22 protein-coding genes and 1 tRNA gene are annotated in these 26,990 nt (G+C 67.5%); 7 read left to right on the top strand and 16 right to left on the bottom strand.

Annotation, left to right across the window (positions count from 1 at the left end):
* Window positions 1-208 precede the first annotated feature (208 nt).
* The 4 genes from BLW83_RS09460 to BLW83_RS09445 all read right to left on the bottom strand — a co-directional run bounded on the left by BLW83_RS09460 (window position 209) and on the right by BLW83_RS09445 (window position 4,024).
* Complete coding sequence (locus tag BLW83_RS09460) at window positions 209-1,126, bottom strand: esterase-like activity of phytase family protein (protein ID WP_090847966.1); 918 nt, start codon at window positions 1,124-1,126, stop codon at window positions 209-211.
* Window positions 1,099-1,950 carry a penicillin-insensitive murein endopeptidase gene (gene mepA / locus BLW83_RS09455; RefSeq protein WP_090847965.1) on the bottom strand — a complete coding sequence of 284 codons (852 nt, stop codon included), beginning with the start codon at window positions 1,948-1,950 and terminating at the stop codon, window positions 1,099-1,101. The genes BLW83_RS09460 and mepA overlap by 28 nt, the downstream gene beginning before the upstream one ends.
* A complete protein-coding gene (locus BLW83_RS09450; protein ID WP_090847964.1) occupies window positions 1,947-3,305 on the bottom strand; it encodes an MFS transporter in 1,359 nt (452 codons plus the stop codon). The genes mepA and BLW83_RS09450 overlap by 4 nt, the downstream gene beginning before the upstream one ends.
* A 128-nt stretch (window positions 3,306-3,433) precedes the next feature.
* On the bottom strand, window positions 3,434-4,024 hold the full coding sequence (locus BLW83_RS09445; protein WP_090847963.1) for an acyl-CoA thioesterase: 591 nt from the start codon (window positions 4,022-4,024) through the stop codon (window positions 3,434-3,436).
* Between the two features lie 164 nt (window positions 4,025-4,188).
* Between BLW83_RS09445 and BLW83_RS15925 the strand changes: the two genes are divergently transcribed.
* Complete coding sequence (locus BLW83_RS15925) at window positions 4,189-4,482, top strand: YggT family protein (RefSeq protein ID WP_073067036.1); 294 nt, start codon at window positions 4,189-4,191, stop codon at window positions 4,480-4,482.
* A complete protein-coding gene (gene recQ / locus BLW83_RS09440) occupies window positions 4,482-6,503 on the top strand; it encodes a DNA helicase RecQ (protein WP_245728754.1) in 2,022 nt (673 codons plus the stop codon). The genes BLW83_RS15925 and recQ overlap by 1 nt, the downstream gene beginning before the upstream one ends.
* Before the next feature lie 141 nt (window positions 6,504-6,644).
* Here recQ and BLW83_RS09435 read toward each other — a convergent pair whose 3' ends face one another.
* The 8 genes from BLW83_RS09435 to BLW83_RS09400 form a co-directional block, all read right to left on the bottom strand.
* The gene (locus tag BLW83_RS09435) at window positions 6,645-9,713 is read right to left on the bottom strand and encodes an efflux RND transporter permease subunit (RefSeq protein WP_090847961.1); all 3,069 of its coding nucleotides are present in this window, start codon (window positions 9,711-9,713) and stop codon (window positions 6,645-6,647) included.
* Entirely contained in the window at window positions 9,710-10,843 is a 1,134-nt protein-coding gene (locus BLW83_RS09430) for an efflux RND transporter periplasmic adaptor subunit (RefSeq protein WP_090847960.1), read from the bottom strand. Before BLW83_RS09430 ends, BLW83_RS09435 begins: the two co-directional genes overlap by 4 nt.
* A gap of 2 nt (window positions 10,844-10,845) precedes the next feature.
* Window positions 10,846-11,940: an efflux RND transporter periplasmic adaptor subunit gene (locus BLW83_RS09425; RefSeq protein ID WP_090847959.1), complete on the bottom strand. Its 1,095-nt coding sequence runs from the start codon at window positions 11,938-11,940 to the stop codon at window positions 10,846-10,848.
* Window positions 11,940-13,127: a kynureninase gene (gene kynU, locus BLW83_RS09420; protein WP_090847958.1), complete on the bottom strand. Its 1,188-nt coding sequence runs from the start codon at window positions 13,125-13,127 to the stop codon at window positions 11,940-11,942. The genes BLW83_RS09425 and kynU overlap by 1 nt, the downstream gene beginning before the upstream one ends.
* Before the next feature lie 197 nt (window positions 13,128-13,324).
* The gene (gene glyS, locus BLW83_RS09415) at window positions 13,325-15,457 is read right to left on the bottom strand and encodes a glycine--tRNA ligase subunit beta (protein WP_090847957.1); all 2,133 of its coding nucleotides are present in this window, start codon (window positions 15,455-15,457) and stop codon (window positions 13,325-13,327) included.
* Entirely contained in the window at window positions 15,454-15,936 is a 483-nt protein-coding gene (locus BLW83_RS09410; protein ID WP_090847956.1) for a DUF6446 family protein, read from the bottom strand. Before BLW83_RS09410 ends, glyS begins: the two co-directional genes overlap by 4 nt.
* Window positions 15,936-16,634 (bottom strand): FkbM family methyltransferase, encoded by a 699-nt coding sequence (locus tag BLW83_RS09405; RefSeq protein ID WP_218139110.1) that lies wholly within the window; start codon window positions 16,632-16,634, stop codon window positions 15,936-15,938. The genes BLW83_RS09410 and BLW83_RS09405 overlap by 1 nt, the downstream gene beginning before the upstream one ends.
* Before the next feature lie 85 nt (window positions 16,635-16,719).
* Entirely contained in the window at window positions 16,720-17,706 is a 987-nt protein-coding gene (locus tag BLW83_RS09400) for a glycine--tRNA ligase subunit alpha (RefSeq protein ID WP_245728752.1), read from the bottom strand.
* Window positions 17,707-17,802: 96 nt separating this feature from the next.
* On the opposite strand from BLW83_RS09400, the gene BLW83_RS09395 reads away from it, so the two are divergent.
* Window positions 17,803-19,224 (top strand): peptidoglycan-binding domain-containing protein, encoded by a 1,422-nt coding sequence (locus BLW83_RS09395; protein ID WP_090847955.1) that lies wholly within the window; start codon window positions 17,803-17,805, stop codon window positions 19,222-19,224.
* On the opposite strand, the gene BLW83_RS09390 is transcribed toward BLW83_RS09395, so the two are convergent.
* Both BLW83_RS09390 and BLW83_RS09385 read right to left on the bottom strand, forming a co-directional pair.
* A complete protein-coding gene (locus BLW83_RS09390; RefSeq protein ID WP_218139109.1) occupies window positions 19,221-20,141 on the bottom strand; it encodes a glycosyl transferase family 90 in 921 nt (306 codons plus the stop codon). The genes BLW83_RS09395 and BLW83_RS09390 overlap by 4 nt on opposite strands.
* 246 nt (window positions 20,142-20,387) lie before the next feature.
* The gene (locus tag BLW83_RS09385) at window positions 20,388-21,836 is read right to left on the bottom strand and encodes a TrkH family potassium uptake protein (protein WP_090847953.1); all 1,449 of its coding nucleotides are present in this window, start codon (window positions 21,834-21,836) and stop codon (window positions 20,388-20,390) included.
* A gap of 85 nt (window positions 21,837-21,921) precedes the next feature.
* Here BLW83_RS09385 and BLW83_RS09380 point away from each other — a divergent pair.
* Window positions 21,922-21,995, top strand: a tRNA-Gly gene (locus BLW83_RS09380).
* Window positions 21,996-22,236: 241 nt separating this feature from the next.
* On the opposite strand, the gene BLW83_RS15715 is transcribed toward BLW83_RS09380, so the two are convergent.
* Together BLW83_RS15715 and BLW83_RS09370 are read right to left on the bottom strand one after the other, a co-directional pair.
* Complete coding sequence (locus BLW83_RS15715) at window positions 22,237-23,067, bottom strand: PIG-L family deacetylase (protein WP_177172534.1); 831 nt, start codon at window positions 23,065-23,067, stop codon at window positions 22,237-22,239.
* A gap of 165 nt (window positions 23,068-23,232) precedes the next feature.
* Window positions 23,233-23,970, bottom strand: coding sequence for a class I SAM-dependent methyltransferase (locus BLW83_RS09370; protein ID WP_090847951.1), 738 nt, complete (start codon window positions 23,968-23,970; stop codon window positions 23,233-23,235).
* Between the two features lie 148 nt (window positions 23,971-24,118).
* Between BLW83_RS09370 and BLW83_RS09365 the strand changes: the two genes are divergently transcribed.
* The 3 genes from BLW83_RS09365 (at window position 24,119) to BLW83_RS09355 (ending at window position 26,989) form a co-directional block, all read left to right on the top strand.
* Window positions 24,119-24,427: a hypothetical protein gene (locus BLW83_RS09365; protein ID WP_090847950.1), complete on the top strand. Its 309-nt coding sequence runs from the start codon at window positions 24,119-24,121 to the stop codon at window positions 24,425-24,427.
* A gap of 33 nt (window positions 24,428-24,460) precedes the next feature.
* Window positions 24,461-25,789 carry a glycosyltransferase family 4 protein gene (locus BLW83_RS09360; RefSeq protein WP_090848164.1) on the top strand — a complete coding sequence of 443 codons (1,329 nt, stop codon included), beginning with the start codon at window positions 24,461-24,463 and terminating at the stop codon, window positions 25,787-25,789.
* 222 nt (window positions 25,790-26,011) lie between these two features.
* A complete protein-coding gene (locus BLW83_RS09355; protein WP_090847949.1) occupies window positions 26,012-26,989 on the top strand; it encodes a 5-bromo-4-chloroindolyl phosphate hydrolysis family protein in 978 nt (325 codons plus the stop codon).
* Window position 26,990: the final 1 nt, after the last annotated feature.

The following is a 26,990-nucleotide window of genomic DNA, read 5'->3' as shown; positions in this document are numbered from 1 at the left end:
CGGCGTCGCTAACGCCCGCATCGGCCAAAGTCAAGAAAACGCTGCTCCTCGCGGTCGGAGCGGGGGCCAGCCCCCGACCCCGGGATATTTGCGGCAAGATGAAAGAGGCAGACAATTTCATCTTGCCGCAAATATCCTCGGGGGGAGACGCCGCAGGCGACGGGGGGGCAGAAAGCCCCCCTTTGCTGCGATCAGGCCAAGGCCGGGGTCAGTCGCGGATCCGGTATTCCACCAGCTCAGTGCGTTGCAGGAACAGGAAATTGTCGTCCGAGATCATGGTGATGCGGATGCCCTGTCCGTCCTGCCACACCGCGATGCCTTCGAGGTTGTCGAATTGCAGCAGGCTGGTCTCGATCAGGGTCTGGGGCGGGCCGATGTGATCCTCGCCGAACTCGTAACGCCGCACCCGGCTTTGAAATCCGCGCAGCCCGCGGAAATGCCGCTCAAGTATGTAAAGCCGTCCGTCCGGGCCGATGTCGGCGCCCACCGGCGCCCAGATTTCATCGCGCGGGATGTGAAAGGCGGTGCTCCATTCGCCCTCACGAAAGCGCCAGACCGGCGTGCCCCTTGGGTCGTCGGGCCAGAATTCCGGCATGGTCAGCAGGTTGCCGGTTTCGGTGACGGCCAGCGCTTCTAGCCCAAAGTTGCGGCGCAGCTTGCGAAACCACTCGGCGCGGGGAATCGGGACGGCCGGGCCGTCGGGGTCGTCGTAGCGGGCGATGCGGTCCAGCCCCTCGAAGCTGACAAAGATGCGCCCCTGCGCGTCGATCGCCAGCCCCTCGGCGTCGCCCAGATAGCCGGGTTTAAGCGGTCTGCCGTCGCTGTCTTGCAGCCGGGCGTGGCCGGCGGTGGTCAGCTCGGCGATGCGCCCTTGGCGGTCGCGGTGGATGCTGCCCCAGCGCAGGGTGCCGCGGTCGGACAGCGCCCAGAACCCGGTGCCGTCGCCCGAGATCTCAAGCCCCGAGAAACCGCCGAAATCCTCGTCAGCCTCGCGCCAGACATGGGTGCCCAGATACTCGATGACGGGCTGGGCGCCAGCGTGGCCGGTGCCCAGCAGACACAGGGCGGCCAGCGCCGGCAGCAGGCCGCGGCCCGGTTTCAGCGGCGGCCTGCCAGTGCCTGACATTCACGCGGCATCTCGCTTAGCCGGTAGCTGCGGGGATGGCGATAATTGGGATCGGCGGGGGCGGGCGGCGGCGGATTCACCCGGTTGCGGATCCACTGCGCGGCCTCTTCGCAGCCGTCGCCGGGGGGCGGGGGGGCCTGATCCTCGCAGCCCCTGTTGGTGCAGGCCAGCCGGACGTGAAAATGGTAATCATGCCCGCCCAGCGGTCGGATCTTGCGCAGATAGGCACGGTTGCCGCGTTCGTTCTGGCACATCATGACCTTGGCCACCGGATCGACGAAGATCCGCGCCACCCGCGGGTCCGAGGCCGCGGCCCGCAGCAGCGCATGGTGGCTGGCAGACCACAGCGGGCTGGGCCCCAGCCCGCCCTTGGCGACCACCGATTGCGACGAGATGCTTTCCCGCTGCGCCGCCGTCAGCCGGACCGTCGAGGGTGGCAGCATCCAGATATCCGCGTCCAGCCCGATCTGGTGGCTGGCGTGGCCGCTGACCATCGGCCCGCCCATCGGCTGGCTCATGTCGCCGATATACAGCCCGGCCCAGCCCAGCTGGGTGGCGGCACGCGACAGGCCCATCAGGAAATCGACCAGCTGCGGGTGGCCCCAGTTGCGATTGCGCGACAGGCGCATCGCCTGCCATGTCGGCCCTGATTCCGGCAACTGGATGCTGCCCGTCGAGCAGCCGCGCGAATAGCCGCCGAAGGCACCGGCGGCGCCTCCGTTCGACTGGCGAAAGCTGCCGAACACATCCTTGGCCAGCGGATCTGCGGCGGCGGGAAGCGCAAGGCAAGACAGGGCCAATGCGGCCAGAAATCTGCGGATCACTGCTCGGGTTCTCCCTCTGGTTTGACCCATCCTAGCAGCCACAGCGACAGAAGGAACATCACGATCAGCGGCGAGATGCCCAGCCGAGGGCTGCCGCTGGCGGTGGTGACAAGCGCGATCAGCATCGGCGCGAGGAACGCCGTCGCCTTGCCCGACAGCGCGTAAAGGCCGAATGCTTCGGTTGCGCGGGCCTTGGTGGTGTGGCGCACCATCATGGTGCGGCTGGCCGATTGCAGCACGCCGCCCGCGCCGCCGATTGCCGCCCCGCAGGCAAAGAACAGCGCGTCGGGCAGGTGCGATCCGGGGGCAAGCGGCAGGCCGAATACCTGCTCGCGGCTCATGCCCACCACCAGCACGCAGACCGCGACCAGCACCAGCGTGCAGGCAGCGATGACCGGGCGCGGCCCCCAGCGCCGGTCGGCGCGCCCGCCCAGCCAGCTGATGATCGCGGCCGACACCGCCGTGACGATGCCGAAGATCCCCGACAGGATCACCGGCCAGCCCAGCACCGTGCCGGCATAGACGCCTCCGAACCCGTAAAGCCCGTTCAGCGCATCGCGCGAGAACATGGACGAGACCAGCCACGCCAGCAGCGACCGCCGCTGCGGCAGGCTGCGCAGCAGCGCCGCCAGATCGCGCAGCGCCGCCCCCAACTGCACGCCGCCGCGCCGCGCGCATGCGGGCTCGCGCACCCACAGAAAGAACGGCACCATGAACAGCACATACCAGATCGCGGTGAACGGGCCGACAAAGCGGGTGCCTTCGCGCGCGGCGCCGTCCAGCCCCAGCGCCGGCGGCCGCCCCAGCAGGGTCAGCCCGCCCGCGCCATCGGCAAACAGCGCCAGCATGATCGCCAGCGCCACCACGCCCCCCAGATAGCCAAAGGCAAACCCCGACCCCGAAATGCGCCCGATCTCGTCGCGCCCGGCAAGCGAGGGCATCAGCGCGTTGGTAAAGATGGTTGCGAACTCCATCCCGATCAGCCCGATGCCGAACAGCACCAGCGCCGGGACCAACCCCGCCCCCGAGGGATGCAACACCCACAGCCCGGCCGAGCCTGCGACATAGAGCCCCGAAAACAGCCAGATCCAAGGCAGCCTGCGCCCCGAACGGTCGGCCACCGCCCCCAGCACCGGGGCAAGCACGGCGATCACCACCCCCGCGCCCGCCAGTGCCCAGCCCCACAGCGCCTGCGCCTGCGCGCCCGCATGTATCTCGTCGGCGCCCTGCGCGACGAAATACCCGCGCGCGACCTCAGAAAAATAGATTGAAAAGACAAAGGTCAGCAGCAGCGTCGCATAGGGCTGGCTCGCCCAGTCGAAAAACCACCAGCCCCAGATGCGTTTGCGGTTCATGCTCCCCCTCCGGGCATATGCCGGCGAGATAAGACCGCAAGACCACCCTTACCGCAAGCCGGCGGCGTGGCTTCTTTCTGGGATAAATACCCCGGGGTGCGGGGCAGCGCCCCGCGTCCTCAAGCTGCTCAGCCCGCCCGAGCGTCCGGCAGGTCTGGCGATTGCCCCGCGATCCCGCCGGGCAGTTCAGGGGGCCAGGGGCGCAGGGCGTCGGCCTCGATCCAGGCGGCGACCCAGGCGGGCAGTTCGGGGCTGGGGCCGTGGTGGCCCAGCGCCTGCATGAAATCCTGCGGTGCGACCAGCCCCTTGCGGGCGGCGCCGCCGACGATGGCCACGCGCAGCAGCATGTGGTTCACGCAGTCGCCCGCGCTCCACATCGACTGTTCCATATAGACAAAGCGGTTGTCCCAGCCCAGCACCCGGGACACCTGCGTCACCCGCTGAAACACCCGGATACGGCGGCGATAGCGCACGGTGTTGCCGGCGACGGTGAACCCCCAGCCCTTGCGTTTCAGCGTGTCGATGATGCCCAGCCGCACCGCCATGGGGATGCGGCCCAGATCATACAGCGTCAGGGTGCGGCCGTTGTTCAGCTCGCGCCACGGGTCGATGTCCAGCGGCGAGATCCGGTGGGTCGAGACATGCGCATCAAGCGGCGCCAGCGGCGCGGCGCGGCGGGCGCTGAGGATTTCGCGGGCGAAACGCAGAAACGGATACATGGCGGCTCCCTTCGCGGTCGGGCGGTAGTCAGCGGCGCGCCGCGCGTCAACCGCAACGCTGCGGAAACCGCGGCGAAACCGGCGCAATGATCCGGCTAATGCTTGCGCCGGCGCGCCGGCTGCCCTACCTCGGAGCCGCGGGATGCAAGGGAAGGCTGGCAGGAATGACGACGCTGTTTCAGGCGCTGATGCTGATACTCGACGTGGTCTGGTTCATCATGATCGCGCATATCATCATGTCGTGGCTGATCAATTTCGACGTGCTCAACCTGCGCCAGCCGCTGGTCGCACAGGTCTGGGACGGGCTGTCGCGGCTGCTCGAACCGATCTACCGCCCGATCCGCAACGTGCTGCCCAACATGGGTGGGCTGGATCTGGCGCCGCTGGTGGTATTCATCGGCATCATCATCCTGCAACGGGCACTGGCGAACAACGCCGGGTTCTTTCTGGGCTACTGATGCCCGCCGATCTGTTGCGGCAGGTCTGGGGGTTCGACGGATTCCGCCCCGGCCAGCAGGAAATCGTCGAAACCGTGGCCGCGGGCCGCGACGTGCTGGCGATCATGCCGACCGGCGGCGGCAAGTCGCTGTGCTATCAGCTGCCGGCGCTGATGCGCGACGGGGTCACGGTGGTGATCTCGCCGCTGATCGCGCTGATGCGCGACCAGGTGCGGTCCTTGCGCGAGGCCGGGGTGGCGGCGGGCGCGCTGACCAGTGGCAATACCGACGCCGAAAGCGACGAGGTATTCGCCGCCCTGCGCGACGGCAGCCTGCGGCTGCTTTACATGGCGCCAGAGCGGCTGGCCTCGGGCGCGACGGTGCCGATGCTCAGGCGCGCGGGCGTCACCGCGATTGCGGTGGACGAGGCGCATTGCGTCAGCCAGTGGGGCCATGATTTCCGCCCCGATTACCTGCGCGTGGGCGAGCTGAAGCGCGCGCTGGGGGTGCCGCTGGCGGCCTTCACCGCCACCGCCGACGCCGAGACGCGCGACGAGATCGTGGCGCGGCTGTTCGACGGCGCCGCGCCGCAGGTGTTCCTGCGCGGCTTTGACCGCCCGAACATCCATCTGGCCTTTCAGCCCAAGGACGGCCCGCGCCGGCAGATCATGGATTTCGCCCGCGCCCGCCGCGGACAGTCGGGCATCGTCTATTGCGCCACCCGCGCCCGCACGGAAACCCTGTCCGCTGCGCTGAACGCCGAAAACATCGCCGCCGTCGCCTATCACGGCGGGATGGAGGCCGACCAGCGCCGCGAGGTCGAGGCGCGGTTCCAGCGCGAGGACGGGCTGATCGTCACCGCCACCGTCGCCTTTGGCATGGGCATCGACAAGCCCGACATCCGCTGGGTGGCGCATTCCGACCTGCCCAAATCCATCGAAGCCTATTACCAGGAAATCGGCCGCGCCGGCCGCGACGGGGCACCCGCGGAAACCCTGACGCTGTATGGTCCCGACGACATCCGCCTGCGCCGCACCCAGATCGACGAGGGGCTGGCCCCGGCCGAGCGGAAAGAGGCCGACCACGCGCGGCTGAACGCGCTGCTGGGTCTGGCCGAGGCGATTTCCTGCCGCCGCCAGCATCTGCTGGGGTATTTCGGCGAAACCGCCGAGCCTTGCGGCAACTGCGACCTGTGCGACACCCCGCCCGAGATCTTTGATGCCACCCAGCCGGTGCGGATGGCGCTGTCGGCGATTCTGCGCACCGGCGAATGGTTCGGGCAGGGGCATGTGATCGACGTGCTGCTGGGCAACGCCACCGACAAGGTGGCGGCGCGCGGGCACGACCAGCTGCCGACCTTTGGCGTCGGCAAGGCGGTGCCCAAGGGCGAATGGCAGGCGATCCTGCGCCAGATGCTGGGCCGCGACCTGATCCGCCCCGACCCTGAACGCCACGGCGGGCTGCGCATCACCGCCGCCGCGCATCCGGTGCTGCGGGGCGAGGAAACCGTGACGCTGCGCCGCGACCTGATCCGGCGCGCGAAACCGGCGGCGGTGATCCGCACCCAGGTCTCGGACGAGGACGCGCCGCTGCTGTCCGCGCTCAAGGCGAAACGCCGGGCGCTGGCCGAGGCGCAGCGGGTGCCGGCCTATGTGATCTTTCCCGACCGCACCCTGATCGAGATGGCCGAAAAACGCCCCCGGACGCTGGACGAGATGGCCCATATCAACGGCGTCGGCGCGAAAAAGCTGGAAAGCTACGGCGAGGCGTTCCTGTCGGTGATCGCGGGCGAGGTGGCGCCCATGCACCCGGCCCGCCGCGCGCTGGCCGGGCAAGAGGCCGGGGCGCTTTACGACCGTCTGGCCGAGGCCGCGCTGCGTCTGGCGCGCGGCGAGGACGGCACGCTGAAACCGCTGTCGCTGCCCGCCAGCAAGCTGCGCCGTATCGCCACCGACCGCCCGCGCGAGCTTGCGCGCTATCTCGACGCCCCGGCGCTGGAACGCTTTGGCGCGGCCTTTGCCGAACTTATCGCCGAGGCGTGACCCTCACCGCCGGTTCGGGGGCCAGCCCCCGAACCCCCGGGATATTTGAAACCGCCCGAAGACCACGCGCAGGATTTCGGGCGGTCCGAAATATCCTCCGGGGGTGCGGGGGTGGAAAACCCCCGCTTGCGGCGTTGCCGTTCAGGCAGGCGGTGCCTGATCGGGCGCGGGCGGGCGCACTCCGAACACCACGCAGTAAAGTGCCGGCACGAACAGCAGCGTGATCAGCGTGCCGGCGATGATGCCGCCCATCATCGCATAGGCCATCGGTCCCCAGAACACCTGCCGCGAGATCGGGATCAGCGCGAGGCTGGCGGCCGCCGCGGTCAGCAGGATGGGCCGTGCGCGGCTGTCGGATGCCTCGAACACCGCGTTCCAGCGCGAATGGCCGCGCGCAATCAGCACCTGGATTTCATGGACCAGGATCACCGAGTTGCGGATCAGGATTCCCACCAGCGCAAGGATTCCAAGGATCGCCACGAACCCCAGCGGCACGCCGAACGGCAGCAGCGTCGCCACCACTCCGATCAGCCCCAGCGGCGCCGCGGCGAACACGATCAGCGACAGGCGGAACCCCTGCATCTGGATCATCACCAGCGTCGCGATGACCAGCAGCATCATCGGCACCACCGCCGCGATGGGGGCCTGGCTTTCGCCCGAGGTCTCGACCGTTCCGCCCACGTTGATGCGGACCGAAGCCGGCAGCCCCGCCGCGTATTCCGCCACCTGCGGCGCCAGCGCGGCGACGAGGGTCGCGGGCTGGTCGGCGGTCTCGACCGCTGCCTTGACCGTCACCGTGGGCACGCCGTTGCGCTGCATGACCAGCGGCGCCTCGGTGTCGTAGCTGAGCCGGGCCAGTGCCCCCAGCGGGATGGGCGAGGCGGTGGGCCGCGCCAGTTCGAGGTTGCGGATCGATTCGAGCGACTGGCGGTCGGCCTCGGCCCCGCGGGCGATCACGTTGATCAGGAAGATGCCGTCGCGCAGCTGCGTCACGATCTTGCCGGAAAACAGCGCCGCCAGCGCGTTCGACACGTCCTGGCTGGACAAGCCCAGCTGGCGGGCGCGGTCCTGGTCCACCTCGACCCGCACCACGCGGGCGGGCTCGTTCCAGTCCAGCGCGATGTCGCGCAGCCGCGGCTCGGTCGCCAGCACCGCGGCCAGCCCGCGGGCGGCGTCGCGGGCCTCGTCGGGGTTGGCAGAGCTGACCCGATACTGCACCGGCTTGCCGACCGGCGGGCCGATTTCCAGGTTCTTGATGTAGATGTCCGTCCCGGTCAGCTCGGATTCGGCGAATTCGGCCAGCTTCAGCTTCAGCGAATTGCGCGCGGCGATGTCGGGGGTCTGCACCACCATCTGACCCATGAACGGCCCCGGTGTCTGCACGTCCATCGCCAGCACGAATCGCGGCGCGCCCTGACCGACATAGCTGGTCCAGAACAGCGGCTCGGGCTGCTGCGACAGGAACGCATCCAGCGCCGCGACCGAGGCATCGGTGCGCGCGATCGAGGCGTTGTGCCGTTCGGTGATGTCGATCAGCACCTCGGTCCGGTCGGACGAGGGAAAGAACTGCCGCTCGACCCCGCCCATGCCGACCACCGACAGCAGAAACAGCGCCAGCGTCGCCAGCACCGTCGTCCAGCGAAACCGCATCGCCAGCCTGAGAGCCGCGTGAAAGCCGCGGCGCAGGGGGCCGGCGCGGCCCGTGTGGTGTTTCAGCTTTGCCGGCAGCAGCGTGACGCCCAGCAGCGGCGCAAACAGCACCGCCACCACCCAGCTGACCACCAGCGACACCGCGATCACCACGAACAGCGAAAACGTGAACTCGCCCGCCATCGAGTCGTTCAGCCCGATGGGAATGAACCCCGCCACCGTCACCAGCGTGCCGGTCAGCATCGGGAATGCGATCGAGGTCCAGGCATAGCTGGCCGCATCCCCAAGGCTTGCGCCCTGTTCCAGCCGCGAGATCATCGTTTCAATGGCAATCATCGCGTCGTCGACCAGCAGCCCCAGCGCGATGATCAGCGCGCCCAGCGACACCCGCTGCAAGGTGATGCCCCAGACATTCATGATGACAAAGGTGATGGCCAGCACCAGCGGGATCGTCAGCGTGACGATCAGCCCGGCGCGCAGCCCGAGGCTGAGAAAGCTGACCAGCAGCACGATGCCGACCGCCTCGGCCAGCGCCTTGACAAAGGTGCCGACGGCCTTTTCGACCACCTGCGGCTGGTCGGCGAATTTATGCATCTCGATGCCCACCGGCAGGTCGGCGGCGATGCCGGCCATCAGCGCGTCCAGTTCCGCGCCGAAGCTCTGGATGTTTTCGCCCTGACGCATGGCGATTTCCAGCCCGATCGCCTCGGCGCCGTTATGGCGAAACAGGGTCGAGGGCGGGTCGGCATAGCCCCGGCTGACCCGCGCGACCTCGCCCAGGTTGAAGAAACGGTCGCCGATGCGCAGGTTGACCGCGGCGATGGCCTCGGCCGTGTCGAACTGGCCGCCGACGCGCACCAGCACCTGTTCCGGCCCCGCTTGCACGATGCCCGACTGCGCGATGGCGTTCTGCGCGGCCAGCGTCTGCAACACCTGCTGTTCGTTCAGCCCCATCGCCGCCAGCCGCGCCGAGGAAAATTCCAGATAGATTTCCTCGTCCCGCACCCCCAGCAGCGCGGTCTTGCCGGCGGAGGGCAGGGCCTGCACCTGCTTGCGGATCGCCTCGACCCGGTCGCGCAGCTCGCGCTGGGTAAAGCCGTCGGCGGTGAATGCGTAGATATTGCCGAACACGTCGCCGAACCGGTCGTTGAACTGAAAGCCGGCGAATTCCTGCGGAAACTCGGGGCGCAGGTCGTTCATCATGTTGCGCACCTGCTGCCAGGTGCGGGTGACGGCCTCGCCGCGCACGGTGGGCAGCAGCTCGACATAGACCACGGTCTGTCCCGGCATGGTGACCGAGCGGGTGAATTTCAGCTCGTCCAGCTCTTCGAGCTTGGTCTCGATGCGGTGGGTGACCTGTTCCAGCGTCTCGGCGGTGGTGGCGCCGGGCATGGCGGCCGAGATCACCATGATCTTGACGGTAAAGCTGGGGTCTTCTTCGCGGCCGAGGCCGCGATAGGCCAGCGTGCCGGCGATCATCGACACGATCAGCAGGAACCACACCAGCGAGCGGTGGTGCAGCGCCCAGTCGGACAGGTTGAACGAACGGCGTTCTGTCACGGGTTGACCCTTCTGCCGACCTGCTGACCCTCGGTCAGCGAATTGACGCCGCGGATCACGACTTCGTCGCCCGCGGCGAGCCCTTGCGTCACCTCGACCCGTGCCGCCATCTGTCCGCCAGCCTGCCCGCCGGTGACGACGGGTTGCAGCGTGACGGTGGCCGCGTCGGGGCCGATCCGCCGCACGACCCAGACGGCGCTGTCATTGTCGCCCGAGGGCCGGGCCACCAGCGCCTCGACCGGCACGGTCAGCGCGTCCGAGGCATCGGCGGCGCGGCGGACCCGGATCAGGCTGCCCAGACGAAAGCCGCTGCCAGAGGGCAGGGTGATATAGACCCGCCGCGTCCGCGTCTGGCGGTCCGCGACCGGAGAGATGCGGTTGACATGGCCGCGCACCGGCTCTTCGGTCTCGCGGTCGCGCCAGATCAGACATTCGGTGCCGCGGGCGATGCCCTGCAACTGTGTCTCGGTCAGGTCGATGGTGGCCTCCAGGTCGTCCTCGGACGACAGGGTCAGGATCGGATCGCCCGCGGCGACCACAGCGCCCGGGGTGGCGCGCACGGCGCTGACCACGCCGGAAATCGGGGCGGCCATCACGGCGTAGCCTTCGGCGTCGCGGGCGCTTTCCAGCCGCGCCCGCGCCTGATCCACGGCCGACAGCGCCGCCGACAGCGCCTGCTGCGCCTGTTCCAGCTGCGCGGCGGGCGCGACGTTGCGTTCCGACAGCGACCGCACGCGGTCCGCGGTGTTGCGCGCGGTGGTCAGGTTGACCTCGGCCGCGGTCAACGAGGCGGCGGCGGCGCGGGTATTGCCGGCCAGATCCTCGGGATCGAGCCGGGCAAGCACGTCGCCGGCCGCGACCCGGTCGCCCACGTCCACCGGGCGTTCGATCATCCGGCCAAGGGTCTGGAACGCCATCTGCACCTCGGTCGCGGCGGCGATCACCCCGGGGACGCTGCGCCTCAGCGCGCTGTCGTTCGGGGCAACGATCTCGGTCACGACGGGGCGGGGGGCAGGCGCGTCGGCGGTCGCCGGGGTGCGGGCGAAAGGCAGCTCAAGCGCCATTGCCGCGGGTGCCGCCAGTGCAAGAACCAGCGTGAAGGCCGGTGCAAGGATATGGGCGTTGCGCATCGTCAGCGTCCCTTTCCGGGCCGGACATGGCGTCCGGGATACATCAGCTGCGAGCCCTCGCCCACGACGATATCGCCGGGGGCGACCCCGGATTTCAGGACCACGCCGCCGGTGGTGAAACGCTCGATTTCGACCGGGGTGACATGGACCGCGCCGGCGTCGTCGATCCGCCAGACTGCCGGACCTTCGCCGGTCGCGGTCAGGGCGGTCCACGGGATGTCGATGCCGGTGCCGGCTTTCAGGTGGACCACGCCTTCGACCGCGGCGCCCAGCAGCCCCCCGTCCAGCACCTCACCGATCGCGGTTGGGTCGATGGTCGCGCGCACCGTCACGGCGGCGGTGGCCGGATCGACCAGCGGCGCGATTTCCGTCACCGTTGCCGACAGCGTCGCCTGTGGCCGGTCCAGCGGCACAAGCGAGACCGGCGCCCCCAGCGCCTGATCCAGATGCGGCGCGTCGGGGACGTTGAACACCGCCTCGAACCCGGTCAGCGCGGCAAGCGTCAGGATCGGTTGCGCGGCGCCGACGACCTGCCCCGGCTCGGCCATGCGGGCGGTGACCATCGCGGTGCGGGGGGCATGGACCACCGTGTCGTCAACGGCGCGCTGCGCCTGATCGGCCCCGGTGCGGGCCGAGGCCAGCTGGCCCTGCGCGGCCGACAGCGCCTGACCGGCCATGTCGCTTTCGGCGCGGGTGCCGACGCCCCGGCGCAGCATCTCGGCGGCGCGGATCGCGGCCTGGTCGGCCTGCTGCAGCATCGCCTCGGCCGCGGCGACGGCGGCCAGCGCCTGGTTCAGCGCCTGCTGCTGCTGGACGCCGTCGGTGCGCGCCAGAGGATCGCCGGCCCTGACCCGGTCGCCGGCGCGGACCGTGATTTCGGTGATGCGCCCGCCGGCGGGAAAGGACAGGTCGATGCTGTCGCTGGCTGCGATGGTGCCGACCAGCCGCAGGTCCAGCACCAGCGGCTGCTGGCTGACCTCGACGAATTCGACGGCGAGCGGCTGCTGCGCAGGCTGCGCCGGGGCGGCGACAGGCACCGCGGCCCCCGCCAGCAGGGCCAGCACCGCCGGGCCGATGTAATGCGCGCGCCCCGCCATCAGGTCACGTCGGCGCGCTGGTGGAACTCCGGCCGGTCCCAGCGCCCGTCGCGCAGGATCGCGGCCAGCCTATCGACGGCCCGCGCCACGTCGTCCAGATCGTTGTAAAGCGGCGCGAAACCGAAACGCAGCACGTCGGGGGCGCGGAAATCGCCGATCACCCCCTCGGCGATCAGCGCCTGCATCACCGCATGGGCATGGGGGTGGCGGAACCCCACCTGGCTGCCGCGCCGGGCGGGGTCGCGCGGAGAATGCAGGGTGACGCCGGGGCAGGCGGCCTCGACCCCGTGGATGAACGCCTCGGACAACTCGATCGAACGGGCGCGCAGGTCGGGCAGCGCCACGCCGTCCCACACGTCCAGCGCCGCATCCAGTGCGGTCAGCGCGATCACCGGCGGCGTGCCGACCCGCATCCGCTCGATCCCCGGGGCGGGGGCATAGGACTGGTCGAATGCAAAGGGCGCCGCATGCCCCATCCAGCCTTGCAGGCAGGGCTGCGCAGCATCGGCATGGCGCGGATGCGCCCAGATGAAGGCAGGTGCCCCCGGCCCGCCGTTGAGATATTTATAGGTGCAGCCCACCGCGAAATCCGCATCCGCGCCCAGCAGGTCCACATCGACCGCCCCCGCCGAATGCGCCAGATCCCAGACCGCCAGCGCGCCGGCGTCATGCGCGGCGGCGGTCAGTGCGGCCATGTCGTGGCGCCGGCCGGTGCGGTAATCGACCTCGGTCAGCATCAGCACCGCCAGATCGCTGTCGATATTCGCCGCGACATCCTCGGGGGCCACCACCCGCAGCTCGGCCCCCACCGCATCGGCCAACCCCTGCGCGACATAGAGATCCGAGGGGAAATTGCCGCTGTCCGACAGGATCACCCGCCGTCCCGGACGCAGCCGCAGCGCGGCGGACACCGCCTGGAACACCTTGACTGACAGCGTGTCGCCCATGACGACCTGCCCCTCGCCCGCGCCGATCAGCCGCGCGATGCGGTCGCCGACGCGGCGCGGCTGCACATACCAGCCGGCGCGGTTCCAGCCGGTGATCAGCATTTCCGCCCATTCGTCCCGCATCATCGCGGCCGCGCGGTCGGCGGCGTGGCGCGGCATCGGCCCCAGCGAGTTGCCGTCCAGATAGGTGATGCCCGGGGGCAGGTGAAAGGCGCGGCGGGTGGCGGTGAAATCGGTCATGCGGTTCCTCCTGCGCAGACGCTAGCAGCCTGTGGCGCCGCTGCAAGATGGGGCTTTGCCCCCGGCCCGTGCCGGGCCTCCCCCAGGATATTTGAGAACCGCCCGAAAGGGGGCTTCGGGCGGTTTTGAAATATCCTCGGGGGAAGAGGCCGCAGGCCTCGCGGGGGCAGACGGCCCCCGTCCGGCGGAGCTGCGGGCTACCCCTCGATCCGGCTGAAATCGGCGATGAGGCGGCCGGTTTCGCGAATGCGCGACAGCAGGTTCAGGCGGTTGCGGCGCAGGATCTGGTTGTCGCTGTTGACCTGCACCGCCTCGAAGAACGCATCGACCGGGGCGCGCAGGGCGGCGATGGCGGACATGGCGGCGGGGAAGTCCTCGGCCTTGACGGCGGCGCGGATGGCCGGTTCGGCGGCGTCGAGGGCGGCAAACAGCCCGCGTTCCTGATCGGTGTCGGCGTATTTCGGATCGGCCCCGAAGGAGTATTCGACGCCGTCCTTGTCCTCGGCCTGCGCAAGGATGTTGTTGGTGCGCTTGAGGCCCTGCAACAGGTTGGTGCCGTCCTCGGTTTTCAGCATGTCGTTCAGGGCAGTGGCGCGGCTGACGACCAGTGTCAGGTCGTCATTGCCGGGCATGTGCAGCAGCGCGTCGATGATGTCATGGCGGATGCCCTGGTCGCGGAGGTGGACTTTCAGGCGATCGTGGAGGAAGGCGAGGAGGTCCTGTTCATCATTCGTAAGGGATTCGCTGGCAGTCTCGGGGGCATGAGGCTGATTCGAAGCATCCTTGCCCTCCTGCGCCTGATGATGGGCGCCGAACGCCGTGTTCATCCACGCGGACAGGCTTGCGCGCGCTCCGTTCCCCAACACCAACCGTATCACCCCCAACGCCGCCCGACGCAGCGCGAACGGGTCTTTCGAGCCGGTGGGTTTTTCGTTAATCGCCCAGAACCCCGTCAGCGTGTCCAGCTTGTCGGCCAGCGCCACCGCGACCGATACGGGGGCCGAGGGCACCTCGTCCGATGGACCCAGCGGCGAATAATGATCGCTTGCGGCATCGGCTACCGCATCGGGCAGGCCGGCGGCCTTGGCGTAATAGCGGCCCATGGTGCCCTGCAATTCGGGGAATTCGCCCACCATGGCAGAGCGCAGATCCAGTTTCGCAACCCGCGCCGCCTGTTCGGCCAGCGCCGGGTCCGCCCCCACCGCGGGCGCGATCTCGCGCGCCAGCGCGGCGATGCGTTCCACCCGGTCGGCCTGCGAGCCGAGCTTGGCGTGAAAGGTCACGGCCTTGAGCCCCTCGGCCCAGTCCTGCATCCCCGCGCGGGCCTCGCGCAGGTCGTTGTCCCAGAAGAACGCGGCGTCCGACAGGCGGGCGGCCAGCACGCGCTGGTTGCCGTGCAGGATGGTGGCGCCGTGGTCCGGGGTCTCGATATTGGCGACGGTGACATAGCCCTCGATCCGCCCCGTTTTCGGGTTGCGGGCGGACAGGAATTTCTGGTGTTCGCGCATCGAGGTTTGCAGCACCTCGGGCGGCAGGTCGAGAAATTTCGCCTCGATCACCCCCATCAGCGGCACGGGCCATTCGACCAGCCCGGCCAGTTCCGCCATCAGCCCCTCGTCCGGGACGATTTCCCAGCCGCGGGCAAAGGCGAGATTGGCGGCCTCTTGCCGGATCGCGGCCTCGCGCTGGGCGGAGTCCAGCATGACCTTGGCGCGCAAAAGCTTGGCGGCGTAATCGTCAAAGCCGGAAACGCGGATCGGGTCGGGGGCTATGAAGCGATGCCCGCGCGTGGTGTCGCCGGCGGCGATGTCGTCGATGGTCAGCGGCACGACCTGCGCGCCGGCCTCGTCCGACAGGATGCACAGGATCGAGTGCAGCGGCCGGACCCAGCGCAGGTTGCCGCTGCCCCAGCGCATCGACTTGGGCCACGGGAAATTGCGGATCGCGGATTCGAGCACCTCGGCCACGATGTCGGGCGCGCCGCGGCCGGGGCGCTCGATGATGGCGAAATACGCCTCGTCCTTTTTCTCGGGGCGGCGTTCAAGCTGGTCCAGCGTCAGGCCGGTGGCGCGCAGGAAACCCTCGATCGCCTTTTCGGGCGCGTCGGTGCGGGGGCCCTTGCGTTCCTCGCGCACGGGCTTGGACTGCGGGGTCAGCCCCTCGACCGCCAGCACCAGCCGGCGCGGCGTGGAAAATGCGCCGGCGGAAACATAGGTCAGCCCGGCCTCGACCAGCCCGTCGGTGACAAGGCGCCGCAGATCGTCGCGTGCGCGCGGCTGCATCCGGGCGGGGATTTCTTCGGAAAACAGCTCGATCAGCAGATCCATCAGTCCATGACTCCGCGCGCAGGGTTCTTTTCGTTGAACTGGTGCCAGCCAAAGGCGCGGCCGTCTGGATAGACCACGATCACCCGGTCCACGTCGGGGCGGATCTCGGACTGGCCCAGCACCGCGACCGCATTGCCGGCGGCGAGATCGCTGGTCAATGCGCGGGCGGAATAGCAGCGAAACCAGCCGGGACCGTTCAGGGGGGTCGCGCCCTCATACGGCACGGCATCGGCGACCTGCGCCGGGTCCAGCGTGAAACACGCCCGCCAGCGGATCGGAGAGGACGCCGCGTCGATCGCGTGAAACCCGCCGACCGGCACCGCACGGGAGGTTCCGTCGGGCAGCGTCACTACCATCTCGGCGGCGCCGGTGATTTCGTCCACCTCTTCGTAAAACCCGTAGACCTGCAAATACCAGACCGCCGCGCCGGTCAGCGCCGCGACCAGCAGCAGCATGGAAATCATGATCTTGCCGGTGCTCATCAGATCCAGTCCATCTGAAATTTCGGATGGCTTCGGGTGCGAGCCATTTCCCGGAAATGCGCCGCAGTTGCCTCTCGACTAGGGTCCGACCATTCATGCGTCTCGACCAGAACGTGATCGATTCGGTCGAAGGAACCTTCGCGGTCGAGATGCGGAATCAGATCCCATTCGCCCCCCTCGATATCCATCTTCAGCAGGGCTATGTCTTCGTCGATGTCACGAAGATATGCGGCAAGATCGACGACGCGCACATCCACGGCATCTTCGGCTTTTCGTCCGCTGGTCTCGACCAGTGACGAACCTTCTGAGCCGTATAACGTCTCTGGATTCCATTCCTTGTCACGCATCAGCGTTGCTGTTCCTTCGGCAGTGCCGGCCGCTGCCTGCACCAGCGTAGCCCCCGCGCGCGTCCCAACGTTTTCGGCAAGCACCTTGAATGTTGCAGGATCAGGCTCAAAGGCGATAACCCGGTGCCCATGATCCAGCAGGATGTCGGTGATCGTGCCGATATTGGCGCCCAGATCCACGCACAGAGAGTTGGGTGGAAGGCTTTTCGCCAGATCGAGAAAATCCCGTTCGATCATCCGTTTCAGCGACCGACGCAGTTTGCGCGCGGCACTGCGGCCGGCGGCGCCCGGAAGATGCATGGAACGCCACAAGACAGTCTGCCAAAGGCCGCGTGGCTGGCGCTTGGTCATCATTGCCCGAAACCAAGGCTCTTGCAAAAGATGAGTTGTTCTGGACGAGCTCATTGCACGGCCCTCTCGATGTGCTTTTTGCTGCTCATGCCGCGTCCTCCGTGCTGGCGCCGGTGGCGGCCTCGGTGGTCAGGAACAGGTCGGCGCAGCCCTTGGCCAGCGCCCGCACCCGGCCGATATAGGCTTGCCGTTCCGTCACGGAGATCACCCCGCGCGCGTCCAGCAGGTTGAAGATATGGCTGGCCTTGATCGCCTGGTCATAGGCCGGATGCGCCATCGGGATGCGGCGGCCGGCGGCGTCGGTTTCGGCGGCGGACAGGATGCGCGCGCATTCGGCCTCGGCGTCCTTGAAATGCTGAAACAGCATGTCGGTGTCGGCAACGTCGAAGTTCCAGCGCGAATATTCACGCTCGGTCTGGCGGAAAACGTCGCCGTAGGTCAGCGGGATCGGCGCGTCGGGGTCGTTGAAGGGCATGTCCATCACATGCTCGACCCCCAGCACATACATCGCCAGCCGTTCCAGCCCATAGGTCAGCTCGCCCGAGACCGGGCGGCAGTCATGGCCGCCGACCTGCTGGAAATAGGTGAACTGGCTGACCTCCATTCCGTCGCACCAGACCTCCCACCCAAGGCCCCAGGCGCCCAGCGTCGGCGATTCCCAGTCGTCCTCGACAAAGCGGACATCGTGGATCAGCGGGTCCAGCCCGATGGCGCGCAGGCTGCCCAGATACAGCTCTTGCAGGTTGGGGGGCGAGGGTTTGATGATGACCTGATACTGGTAATAATGCTGCAACCGGTTGGGGTTTTCGCCGTAACGCCCGTCGGTCGGCCGGCGCGAGGGCTGCACATAGGCCGCCGCCCACGGCCGCGAGCCCAGGGACCGCAGGGTGGTCGCCGGGTGAAAGGTGCCGGCCCCGACCTCCATGTCATAGGGTTGCAGCACGGCGCAGCCGGTGGCCGCCCAATAACCCTGCAAGCGCAGGATCACGTCCTGAAAACACCGCGGCCGGTCGGGCGGCGGCGGGGGGGAATTGCCGATGTTGGCGCTGCGGGTCGGGTCGGGGCTGGTCATCCCTGCGTCCTTTCGCATATCTGACGCGAATGCAGGCCGCTAATAGGGGGCGGCCGGGGCCGGGTCAATCAGACCGCCGGAACAGGGGGACCGCCAATGCGCAGGCTTGGGTTTCTGATCGTCGCGATGTTGCCGGGCATGGCCCTGGCCGAACCGGTGGTCCTGCGGGTCGAGGCCAAGCGCGGCCCCGACACCGCCGCCGTGGTGGAAAGCTGGTCCGCGCGTTTCCCCGAGGTGGTGACATTCCCGCTGGCCGGCGGCTGGACCGGCATCGGCATCGGCCCGATGGAACGCGAGGCCGCGCAGGCCGAGATTTCCCGGCTCAAGCGGGCCGGGCAGATTCCGGCGGACAGTTTCATCGTGCCGGTGCCGTCGGGCGCGGTGCCCGTCACCGCGCCAGAGGGTGGTGCAGAGGCCGCGGCAGATGTCGAGGCTGGCGAAGATGATGGGCCGGATGGGGCGCCGGACGCGGGACCGGCGGCGGGGCCGGCCGCAGGGGCATCGACCTTTGCGTCCGGGGCCGAGGCCGAGGACGCAGCCGAGCCCGAACCGGCAGTCGAGTTGCCCTCGGGCGATTATCTGCGGCTGCAACGCTATGACACCCGCGAATCGGCGGATGCGGCGCTGGCCGAATGGCGCGCGGATTTCCCCGAGGCGGGGCTGTGGCAGCAGCAAGACGGCGGCTTTGCCATCACGCTGGGTCCGGTCGCGCCGGGCGTGGCCGAGCCGTGGCTTGCCGCATTCCGCGCGGCCGAGCGGGTGGGGCGTTTTGCCGCTGTGCTGCCGGCCTCGGATCTGGGCGAGCCGCTGGACGAGGGCGCCGACCCGCAGCTGCCGCCCGCCGGCAATGCCATGATGCCGCCGATGGACGAGGTGCAGCGCGCCCTGCGCTGGGCCGGGCGATACGAGGGCGAGATCGACGGTGCCGCCGGCCCCCAGACCCACGCGGCCATCGCCGCCGAGGTGCTGACCCTGCGCGCGGCCCCCGACGCGGGCTCGGCCATGCAGGCGTTGATCGAGCGCCGCGAGGCGTGGCGCGCGGACATGCAGCTGACCACGCTGAATGACCCGCAATCGGGGCTGAGCCTGACCGCGCCGATGGACCGCATCCAGTTCCTGCGCAACGAACAGGGGCTGTCGATCTATGGCCCGCGCAACGAATCAGGCGCGGCGCTGATCCTGTATCGCGCGCCCGGCGGCCAGCAAGAGATGCTGGATTTCACCGGGCTGGTCACGGCGCTGGGCTGGGTTCCCGCGCCCGAGCGGCGGATCGCGCAAGGAAACGCCAGCCTGATCGGCCGCAACGACACCCATATCGGCCAGGCCGAGGCGCGCGTCGTGAACGGCCAGGTCGAAGGCACGGTGCTGATCTGGCCGCTGGCGGATGCCGAGGACCAGCCCCGCCTCGCCGCCGAAATCGCCGACAGCCTGCGTTTCGCGCCGGTCGAGGGGGCGGCGGGCGACGGTGCCATTGCTAAGAGCGCGGGCGAGGAGCTGCCTGATACCGCAGCGGATTAACCAGCCGCCGTTGCCGTGATCCGCTCGGTCACGCGCTGGATCACACCGGCCAGCGCCTCTGCCCGCAGATCGGTGCGGTCCAGCAGCGCGCAGACCCTGGTTGCCCGCTGGACCATGGCCCGGCATTCCTGCTGGTTTGCCTCGGCCCAGTCCAGCCGCGCGGGCAGGTCGCTGCCATCCTCGGCAAAGGGGATGTAATGTTCCCACGGGCGGAAATGCCCCGAGGCAAAGGTCTCATACGGCGTTTCCTGAACGAACCCCACGCTGCCGCTGTTCATGGTCCAGTAAAAGCTGGACCCGACATCATTGCCACGCAGCACCGCGATATAACGAAAGCGCTGCATGTCTTGCGGCGTCAATCGGGGACGTTCCAAATATGCGTGCAGTGGGGTGTCGGAAATGACATAGTCGGCAGAATCCACGAAACCCAGATCGAAACGCGGGTCGTCCTTGACGCGATCCAGCACCAGCCAGCGATGGGTGCTGCGGATTACCCGCTCGAGCTTCCGCCGGCCAAGCGTGCCGGCGCGATGGCGACGAAGGGCAGAGATCAGGCGCATCCCCTCGCCGTGGCCGGCGCCGCTGCCAAGGGCGCGACCCCCGGTGCCGCCACGCCAGACCACCCGGGGCAGCCTGTCATCCCAGTCGATACGACCCGATTCGAGATTGCCCAGAAAGCCGGCGCTGGAGGGATCGTGAAAACCCGCCAGCGGCCACAGCACCCGGCCCGGCTCACCCGCCAATCGGTTGAAGCTGAACACCGGAAATGGAGGGGTAATATTGTCGCTGGTGCTGCGGGTGCGGCGGTCCCACATGTCCACGATGTAGCCGAAGCGCGGATGAAAGGTGCCGATGTCCGCGCTTGCGGCAATGGATCTGGGCGACACCGCCTTGGGGCGGGCGGGTTTTATGCGCAAACCGTCGCCAGAAAGCGTGTGGTATCGTGGGTCAGCCGGCAGGAGCGCGACGGCAGAGGCGCTCGACCCCCGCAAGGCGCGCAGCATTACGCCCTCGCCCTGCGCGAAGCCCGAGGGGTTGCTGCCCAGCATCAATGCGATGGATTGCTCGACGAATCCTTGCTCTGCGGCGGTCCGGCCTGTCGTCGCATACTTCCGTCATGCGTTTTGTGGCACGATATTGTTATCATGCAATAATGCAATGCATTACCGCCGCCAGAACCGCGGCATCAGCACCACGAACACGGTGATCAGCTCAAGCCGGCCCAGATACATCCCCGCGATCATCAGCCATTTGGCCGAGGGCGGAAATTCCGCCACCCCGCCGTTGGCGGACACCTCGGGGCCCCATACGGGGCCGATATTGGCGATCGCGGTCCAGGCGGCGGTCAGGGCGGTGCGCGGGTGCAGGCCGGTCAGCGCCAAGGCCACGATCAGCACCCCGAAGCTCAGCACAAACATGGTGAAAAAGGCCATGACCGAGTTCACCACCTCGGGGTCCAACCGTCGCCCCTGCAACCGCAACGGCCGGACCCGGTGGGGCGATTGCATCTGGGTCAGCTGCCCGCGCAGTGCCTGAAACAGCACCTGATAGCGAAAGACCTTGATCGAGCAGACGGTCGATCCGGTGCAGCCCCCGACCAGCCCCACAAAGAACAGCAGTGCAAAGGGCAGATACCCCCATTGCGTCACATCGACCGAGGCAAAACCCGTGCCCGAGATGATGGTGACGACGTGAAACATCACCTCGCGCGCAAGCTCGGCCGAGGGCAGGACCGACCGCCACAGCGCCTCATACACCAGAATCAGCAGCCAGACGGCGGCGATGATGCCCAGATAGGTGCGGATCTGGCTGTCGCGCCACAGCGGCGCGGGGTCGCCGTGGACCAGTTGCAGCATCCGCACAAAGGGGATCGACGCGAGGATGGTAAAGAACGACGCCGCCAGCTCGATCGGGCCGGAAAACGCCGCGAAACTGGCGTCATAGCGCCCGAAGCCTCCGGTCGAGCAGGTGGTCAGCGCGTGCATCACCGCATCGAACCCGCCCATCCCCAGCGCGGCATAGGTCGTTGCGCAGGCAACGGTGATGCCAAGGTAAAGCTGCGACATCTCGGCCGCGATCTGGCGCGCGCGGGGCATGACCTTGCCCATGGTGTCGAAGCCCTCGGAGCGGAAAAACTGCATCCCGCCGACCCGCATCACCGGCAGGAACACCATCGCCACGACCACGATGCCCAGCCCCCCCGACCATTGCAGGGTGCCGCGCCACAGATGCGTGCCCAGCGGCAGTTGGTCCAGCCGGCGAAAGACCGTGGTGCCGGTGGTGGTCATGCCGGACATGGATTCGAACATCGCGTCGGTCCAGCCCGCCGCCGGCGCCCCCAGCATGAAGGGCAGCGCCCCCAGCACCGGCAGCACCACCCACAGCCCGGTGGTCAGCAGAAACGCCTGTTCGATCACCAGCGGGCTGCCGTCGCCCGGTGTCGCCAGCGCCACCAATGTGCCCAGCACGATTGCGCCGCTGCCCGCCATGGCAAAGGCGCGCCAGTTCGGGTCGCCGTTCGCCCAGTCGATCACCGCCGGCGCCAGCATGAGCACGCCCATCGCAACGCAGAGTTTCGAGATGGTGTGGACCACCGGGCGAATGTCGATCATGCCGACCTGAGTGCCCCCACCGCCCCCTCTGGTCAAGCGCAGCCGCTTGCGCGGGGCGCAGCGGTCGGGTAATCCTGCGGAGGTCGCGGGTGTAGCTCAATGGTAGAGCAGCAGCCTTCCAAGCTGAATACGTGGGTTCGATTCCCATCACCCGCTCCAAAAACCTTTTGAAACCAGATGCTTGACCCCGCGGTCGCCGATGTTTTCGCATGGGTGGACACAGGCGAGGCAGATCTTGGGGAAATCCCGGCGGTTGCAACGGGGTAGGGACCGGTCACCCGGCAGGCGGGCGGGGAACGCTGCCGAAATCTGTGTCACGACGCCCGAATTGCCAATTCCTGTTCCGAATTATCCCGCCGGTCATGGTATTCGGGAAATGGTCATCGCGGCGGGGTTTCCGTTATTCATTCCTGATTGATTCAAGAACGCGGCCAAAGCCCGGGGAACGTCGCACCAGCCGGTATTTCACATGGCGCAGGCTGCTTTTGATAAATCCGGCGATGCGCCCCAACGGCTTGAATTCAAAGCGGATCATGTTCATGTGAACCGACTGCACCTGGCAGGGGGAAACCGGCGGGGCCTCGGTCGAATTTGGCAACAGCGGATAGAACCATTCCTGATCCGGCCAGATATAGGCCTGGGGCCAGGTCCAGCAGCCGTTCTCGGTATAGATCTGGCGCAATTCATCGCCAAGCGCCTTGTCTGTGCCAAGTGGTGCCGAGGGCTGACCCAGCCGATAAAGATGGCGCTGCATCAGGATCACGGCCTTGTCGCTGACATAGCAGCTTACCCAAATCCGGAAACCCAATTTCCGCTGCACTGTCTCGACGGCGCGAAAGACCTGAACGTGATCTTCGTGCCCATATTCGCCCCATGGATTATGGGTCACGACATCTGCCACTTCGGCAAGGCGATCTTCGAGCAGGCGGCAAAGAGTTTCAAAGTTTTCCCGATAGGCGGTCAGCCCGGCGCCATGCAGGTTGAACGGCAATTTCCGAAGCGCCAGCCCCTCGGGGGTATCTTGGGGAATGGGCCAGCTGGCTTGATCGAATGCCGACGCCTCAACAATCTCAAGCGTTTCAACCCCGTTCAACGGCAGGGCGTCGACCGCGCGGCGTCGCCCCTCTGAAAAGGCGGGACGGCCCGGGGAATCGCCGAAACACAGGATCACCCGGCCTGCACTTGCCAGAACCGAGCTGGCCCAAAGCACCTCGTCATCGGGATGGGCCATTACGACGGCACAGCCGGGGGGCGGCGAAAGCATCATGTCCGTGGATGTCATGGCGGTTATGCAAGCCTTTCCTGCGGGACAAGCCGGGTTTGAAAAATAATGACTGCCGAATGCTTCAATGACGAGGCTGCTTTCGTGAATTTGGCAATTCCGTGTTTCTCGGACTCAGCCCGCAGATTTCTGCGCCGTCAGCATTAGGCCGTTGCGCAAATGCGGCACCAGGCTGACCGGAGCAATCAATTTATGCGCCACCCGCGCCAGCAGCGTCTCGCCCCGCCAGCCGCAGGAATATTGCCGGGCGGATGACACGCGCATTCCCGAGCGTTCCAGCTGCCATATCATCTGGTTAAGCGTATATTCATGCTGCACGCCCAGGGCTTCGGTCCCTTGGGGGTATCGGAAATGATCCAATACCTGCCTGCCGGCCAGCAGATACAGCACATTGCGGAACCGCGATCCATTCGGCGTCGTCAGGAAAAGAACGCCGTCCTTTTTCAGGAAACTCTGGATCCGCTTGAACACGATATAGGGCGGGTGCGGCAAATGGCCGACGACCTCTTGCAGGATGACCAGATCGAATTGCTCTTGCGGAAGCTGCGTGTCCGACAAAAGATTGAGTTCGATGAAACGGATGCCGAATCCGTTTATATCATCGGCCGCGCGTCTGTTCACGTCGCCCACGGTAACCTGCATGCCGTGGATCCGAGCCAGCAAAACCCCCATGATACCGCCGCCGATGTCAATGACCCGGGCCGAAGACGGCAGATTCAGCCGCTGGATGCGATCAAAGGCTTTCCACAGGCGGGACACCGAATTTTCATAATATGACTCGGATTCCACAAACTCTTTGCCACGGATCAATTCTCTATAATATTTTACAAAGTCAGTCTTATTGCAGATCATCGTAACCGTCCGTAACAAGGCATATCGTGGTATGCTACAGTATTTGAAGTGAAATCTGAACACAAGAATCCTTGGTATCGTTCACGCGGGACGATGTGCGGCGATGGGTCGTCCGCCCGATACCGCTGCACGGCCCGGCCAGAGCAGGATGCATGGGGCGATCAAATTTCGCGGCCGCGCGACCCGCCGGATGGCGCGAGAACATGATGTGGACGCGAAAACGAACGACGTTTGCAACCATGGCGTGTGCAGCAGTGCCGTGTTCGGCCCCGGCACAGAAAAATTTGGCGGCAATATCATGGAATTTAGGCAAGATGCCGCCTTTCTTTCCTGCCGATATGTTCGTTATGCTGGGCAATGCGACACTGACGCCGCTGAAGTGGATGGTGTGACGACAGCAATGGCCATGCCCGGCCTGGACGAATTCGGTTGCGACAAAGGCAGCCGCAAAGAGTGATGCGACGAGCGAGGCGAACCCATGGCGCGGGAAATGACAGGCACGGCAGCGCCAAAGGTTCTGGTGATCGCTGAGGCGGCCAATCCCGAATGGGTGTCGGTTCCGTTGGTCGGCTGGTCGCTGGCGCGGGCACTGCGCGACGTGGCCCAGGTGCATCTGGTCACCCAGATTCGCAACCGTGAGGCGATCCTGCGCGCCGGTCTGGTCGAAGGGCGCGACTTTACCGCCATCGACAGCGAGGCGCTGGCCCGGCCGCTGTGGAAACTCGGCGCCTTCCTGTCGGGCGGCGAGGGGCGGGGCTGGACGATCCAGCAGGCGGTGAACACGATCAGCTATCCGTATTTCGAGCATCTGGTGTGGCGGCGGTTCGGGCGCGCGATCCGCGCGGGGGAATTCGACCTGGTGCATCGGGTCACGCCGCTGTCGCCGGTGCAGCCAAGCCCTATGGCCGCGAAATGCCGCCGTGCGGGGGTGCCGTTCCTGCTGGGCCCGATCAACGGCGGGGTGCCGTGGCCCAAGGGGTTCGAGGCCGAGATGAAGCAGGAAAACGAATGGCTGTCGCGCCTGCGCTGGGTGTCTCGGATGCTGCCCGGGCGGCGTAACACCCTGCGGGCGAACGCCATTCTGGCCGGATCGCGCCAGACGATCAGCGATATTCCCGCCCGGCACCGGGACAGGGTGATCTATCTGCCCGAAAACGCCATCGACCCGGCCCGGTTCTGGCGGCGCGCCGATCATGGGCCGACGCTGGCCGGGGGGCCGCTGCGCGCCTGTTTCATCGGCCGTCTGGTGCCGCTGAAAGGCGTCGACATGCTGATCGCGGCGGCAGAGCCGCTGCTGGAATCGGGCCGGATGCAGCTGGACATCATCGGGGACGGCCCGATGCTGCCCGAGCTGAAAGCGCGCGCGCGACACCTGGGCGGCGCAGTGCGCTTTCACGGCTGGAAGAAACACCAAGAGGTGCAGGACATCGCGGCGGAATGCACGGTGCTGGCCTTTCCCTCGATCCGCGAATTCGGCGGTGGCGTGGTGCTTGAGGCGATGGCGCTGGGTCTTTGCCCGGTGGTGGTCGATTATGCCGGCCCGGCCGAACTGGTGACGCCGGAAACCGGCTATGCCGTCCCGATCGGAGACCGCGCCGAGGTGGTCGCCGGGCTGCGCGCGGCATTGCAACGCTGCGCCGACAACCCGGACGAGGTCGCGCAAAAAGCCTCGGCGGCGCGGGCGCGGGTCGATGGGTTGTTTACATGGGCACACAAGGCCGCGCAGGTGCGCGAGGTCTATGACTGGGTGATGGGCGTGCGGACCGTGCGGCCCGATCCGATGGCGGTTCGCGTGGCTGCCGGTCGTGGCGAGCCGTGATCCGGGTCCGGCGCGGACCCGGCCATTGCCACGGAACGACTTGCGCCGCGCGGGGTTGACCGTCCGGCCGGACCCGTGCGACCGCAGTAAGGCCCAGTGAAACGCCAGCCGAAAGGCCCTGCCATGTCCCGTCCCGCGATTCAGCGCCTTTCGTTCTTTCTGTTGATGGGGGTGACGCTATACGCCTCGCTCTTCGGTGCGGGCTGAAGGGGGCCAAGGGGCATGGCGATAAGATTTGGTGGCAGGTATTCACCCGACGGGCAGCCGGGGACCGGACCCGCAGCGGGCACGGGGCTTGCCCGCCCCGCGCCGGGCCAGGCCCGCCACCGCTACGAATCGCGCACGAAATGGGTGACGGCGATGGCGGCGCCGCTGCTGGTGGGGGCATTCTTTCAGGGCGATCCGGTGGCGATGGCGTCAAGCCTGCTGGGCTTTGGCATCATCGCGGCCGGAATGTGGATGACCCGCGAAGGCTTGCAGGCCGAGGCTGCCTATGACGCGCGGCGCATCGCGCGCCGCCCGGCAATTCCGCGCAAGCTGTTCGGCGGTGTCCTGACCGGGGTGGGCATCGCGGTCGGCGCGTCCGAGCCGGGCGCCTTTGCCGGCGCGGCGGTGCTGGGGGTTACCGGCGCGGTGCTGCACTGGCTGGCCTTTGGCCCCGACCCGATGCGCGACAAGGGGATGGAGGGCATCGACGGTTTCCAGCAGGATCGCGCCGCCCGCATGGTCGAAGAGGCCGAGACCCATCTGCGCGGCATGACCGATGCGATCCAGCGCACCCGCGACCGCAAGTTGCAGGCCCGGGTCGCGACCTTTGCGGCAACGGCGCGGGCGCTGTTCGAGCGGGTCGAACAGAACCCCGGCGCGCTGACTGCGGCCCGACGCTATCTGGGTGTCTATCTGATCGGCGCCCGCGACGCGACGGTGAAGTTTGCCGATCTCTATGCCCGCAGCCCCGACCCCGGGGCGCTGCGCGACTATGAGGCGCTGCTGGCCGATCTCGAAACCAGTTTCCAAGCAATTTCGCAGCGGCTGCATGACGGGGTGCGCACCGACATGGATATCGAGATCGAGGTGCTGCGCGACCGGCTGGCGCGCGAAGGGGTGCGGCCTCCGCCCGGTGCGGCGCTTGAGGATCACAGCGCCGAACCCACCGCCGCAGAGCTGCTGCGCAGCGCCGATCACGAGCGCACGCGCTAGG

The organism is Paracoccus alkenifer (assembly GCF_900108405.1).
Taxonomy (GTDB): Bacteria; Pseudomonadota; Alphaproteobacteria; order Rhodobacterales; family Rhodobacteraceae; genus Paracoccus; species Paracoccus alkenifer.
Note: the sequence above shows the minus strand (reverse complement) of the source record. Positions and strands in the feature narration are given on the sequence as shown.

Coding starts and splice junctions, on each gene's coding strand:
- BLW83_RS09460 (WP_090847966.1), bottom strand. CDS start 1,126: ATGTCAGGCACTGGCAGGCCGCCGCTGAAACCGGGCCGCGGCCTGCTG.
- BLW83_RS09450 (WP_090847964.1), bottom strand. CDS start 3,305: ATGAACCGCAAACGCATCTGGGGCTGGTGGTTTTTCGACTGGGCGAGC.
- BLW83_RS09445 (WP_090847963.1), bottom strand. CDS start 4,024: ATGTATCCGTTTCTGCGTTTCGCCCGCGAAATCCTCAGCGCCCGCCGC.
- BLW83_RS15925 (WP_073067036.1), top strand. CDS start 4,189: ATGACGACGCTGTTTCAGGCGCTGATGCTGATACTCGACGTGGTCTGG.
- recQ (WP_245728754.1), top strand. CDS start 4,482: ATGCCCGCCGATCTGTTGCGGCAGGTCTGGGGGTTCGACGGATTCCGC.
- BLW83_RS09430 (WP_090847960.1), bottom strand. CDS start 10,843: ATGCGCAACGCCCATATCCTTGCACCGGCCTTCACGCTGGTTCTTGCA.
- BLW83_RS09425 (WP_090847959.1), bottom strand. CDS start 11,940: ATGGCGGGGCGCGCGCATTACATCGGCCCGGCGGTGCTGGCCCTGCTG.
- kynU (WP_090847958.1), bottom strand. CDS start 13,127: ATGACCGATTTCACCGCCACCCGCCGCGCCTTTCACCTGCCCCCGGGC.
- BLW83_RS09410 (WP_090847956.1), bottom strand. CDS start 15,936: ATGAGCACCGGCAAGATCATGATTTCCATGCTGCTGCTGGTCGCGGCG.
- BLW83_RS09405 (WP_218139110.1), bottom strand. CDS start 16,634: ATGACCAAGCGCCAGCCACGCGGCCTTTGGCAGACTGTCTTGTGGCGT.
- BLW83_RS09400 (WP_245728752.1), bottom strand. CDS start 17,706: ATGACCAGCCCCGACCCGACCCGCAGCGCCAACATCGGCAATTCCCCC.
- BLW83_RS09395 (WP_090847955.1), top strand. CDS start 17,803: ATGCGCAGGCTTGGGTTTCTGATCGTCGCGATGTTGCCGGGCATGGCC.
- BLW83_RS09385 (WP_090847953.1), bottom strand. CDS start 21,836: ATGATCGACATTCGCCCGGTGGTCCACACCATCTCGAAACTCTGCGTT.
- BLW83_RS15715 (WP_177172534.1), bottom strand. CDS start 23,067: ATGGCCCATCCCGATGACGAGGTGCTTTGGGCCAGCTCGGTTCTGGCA.
- BLW83_RS09370 (WP_090847951.1), bottom strand. CDS start 23,970: ATGATCTGCAATAAGACTGACTTTGTAAAATATTATAGAGAATTGATC.
- BLW83_RS09365 (WP_090847950.1), top strand. CDS start 24,119: ATGCATGGGGCGATCAAATTTCGCGGCCGCGCGACCCGCCGGATGGCG.
- BLW83_RS09360 (WP_090848164.1), top strand. CDS start 24,461: ATGACAGGCACGGCAGCGCCAAAGGTTCTGGTGATCGCTGAGGCGGCC.
- BLW83_RS09355 (WP_090847949.1), top strand. CDS start 26,012: ATGGCGATAAGATTTGGTGGCAGGTATTCACCCGACGGGCAGCCGGGG.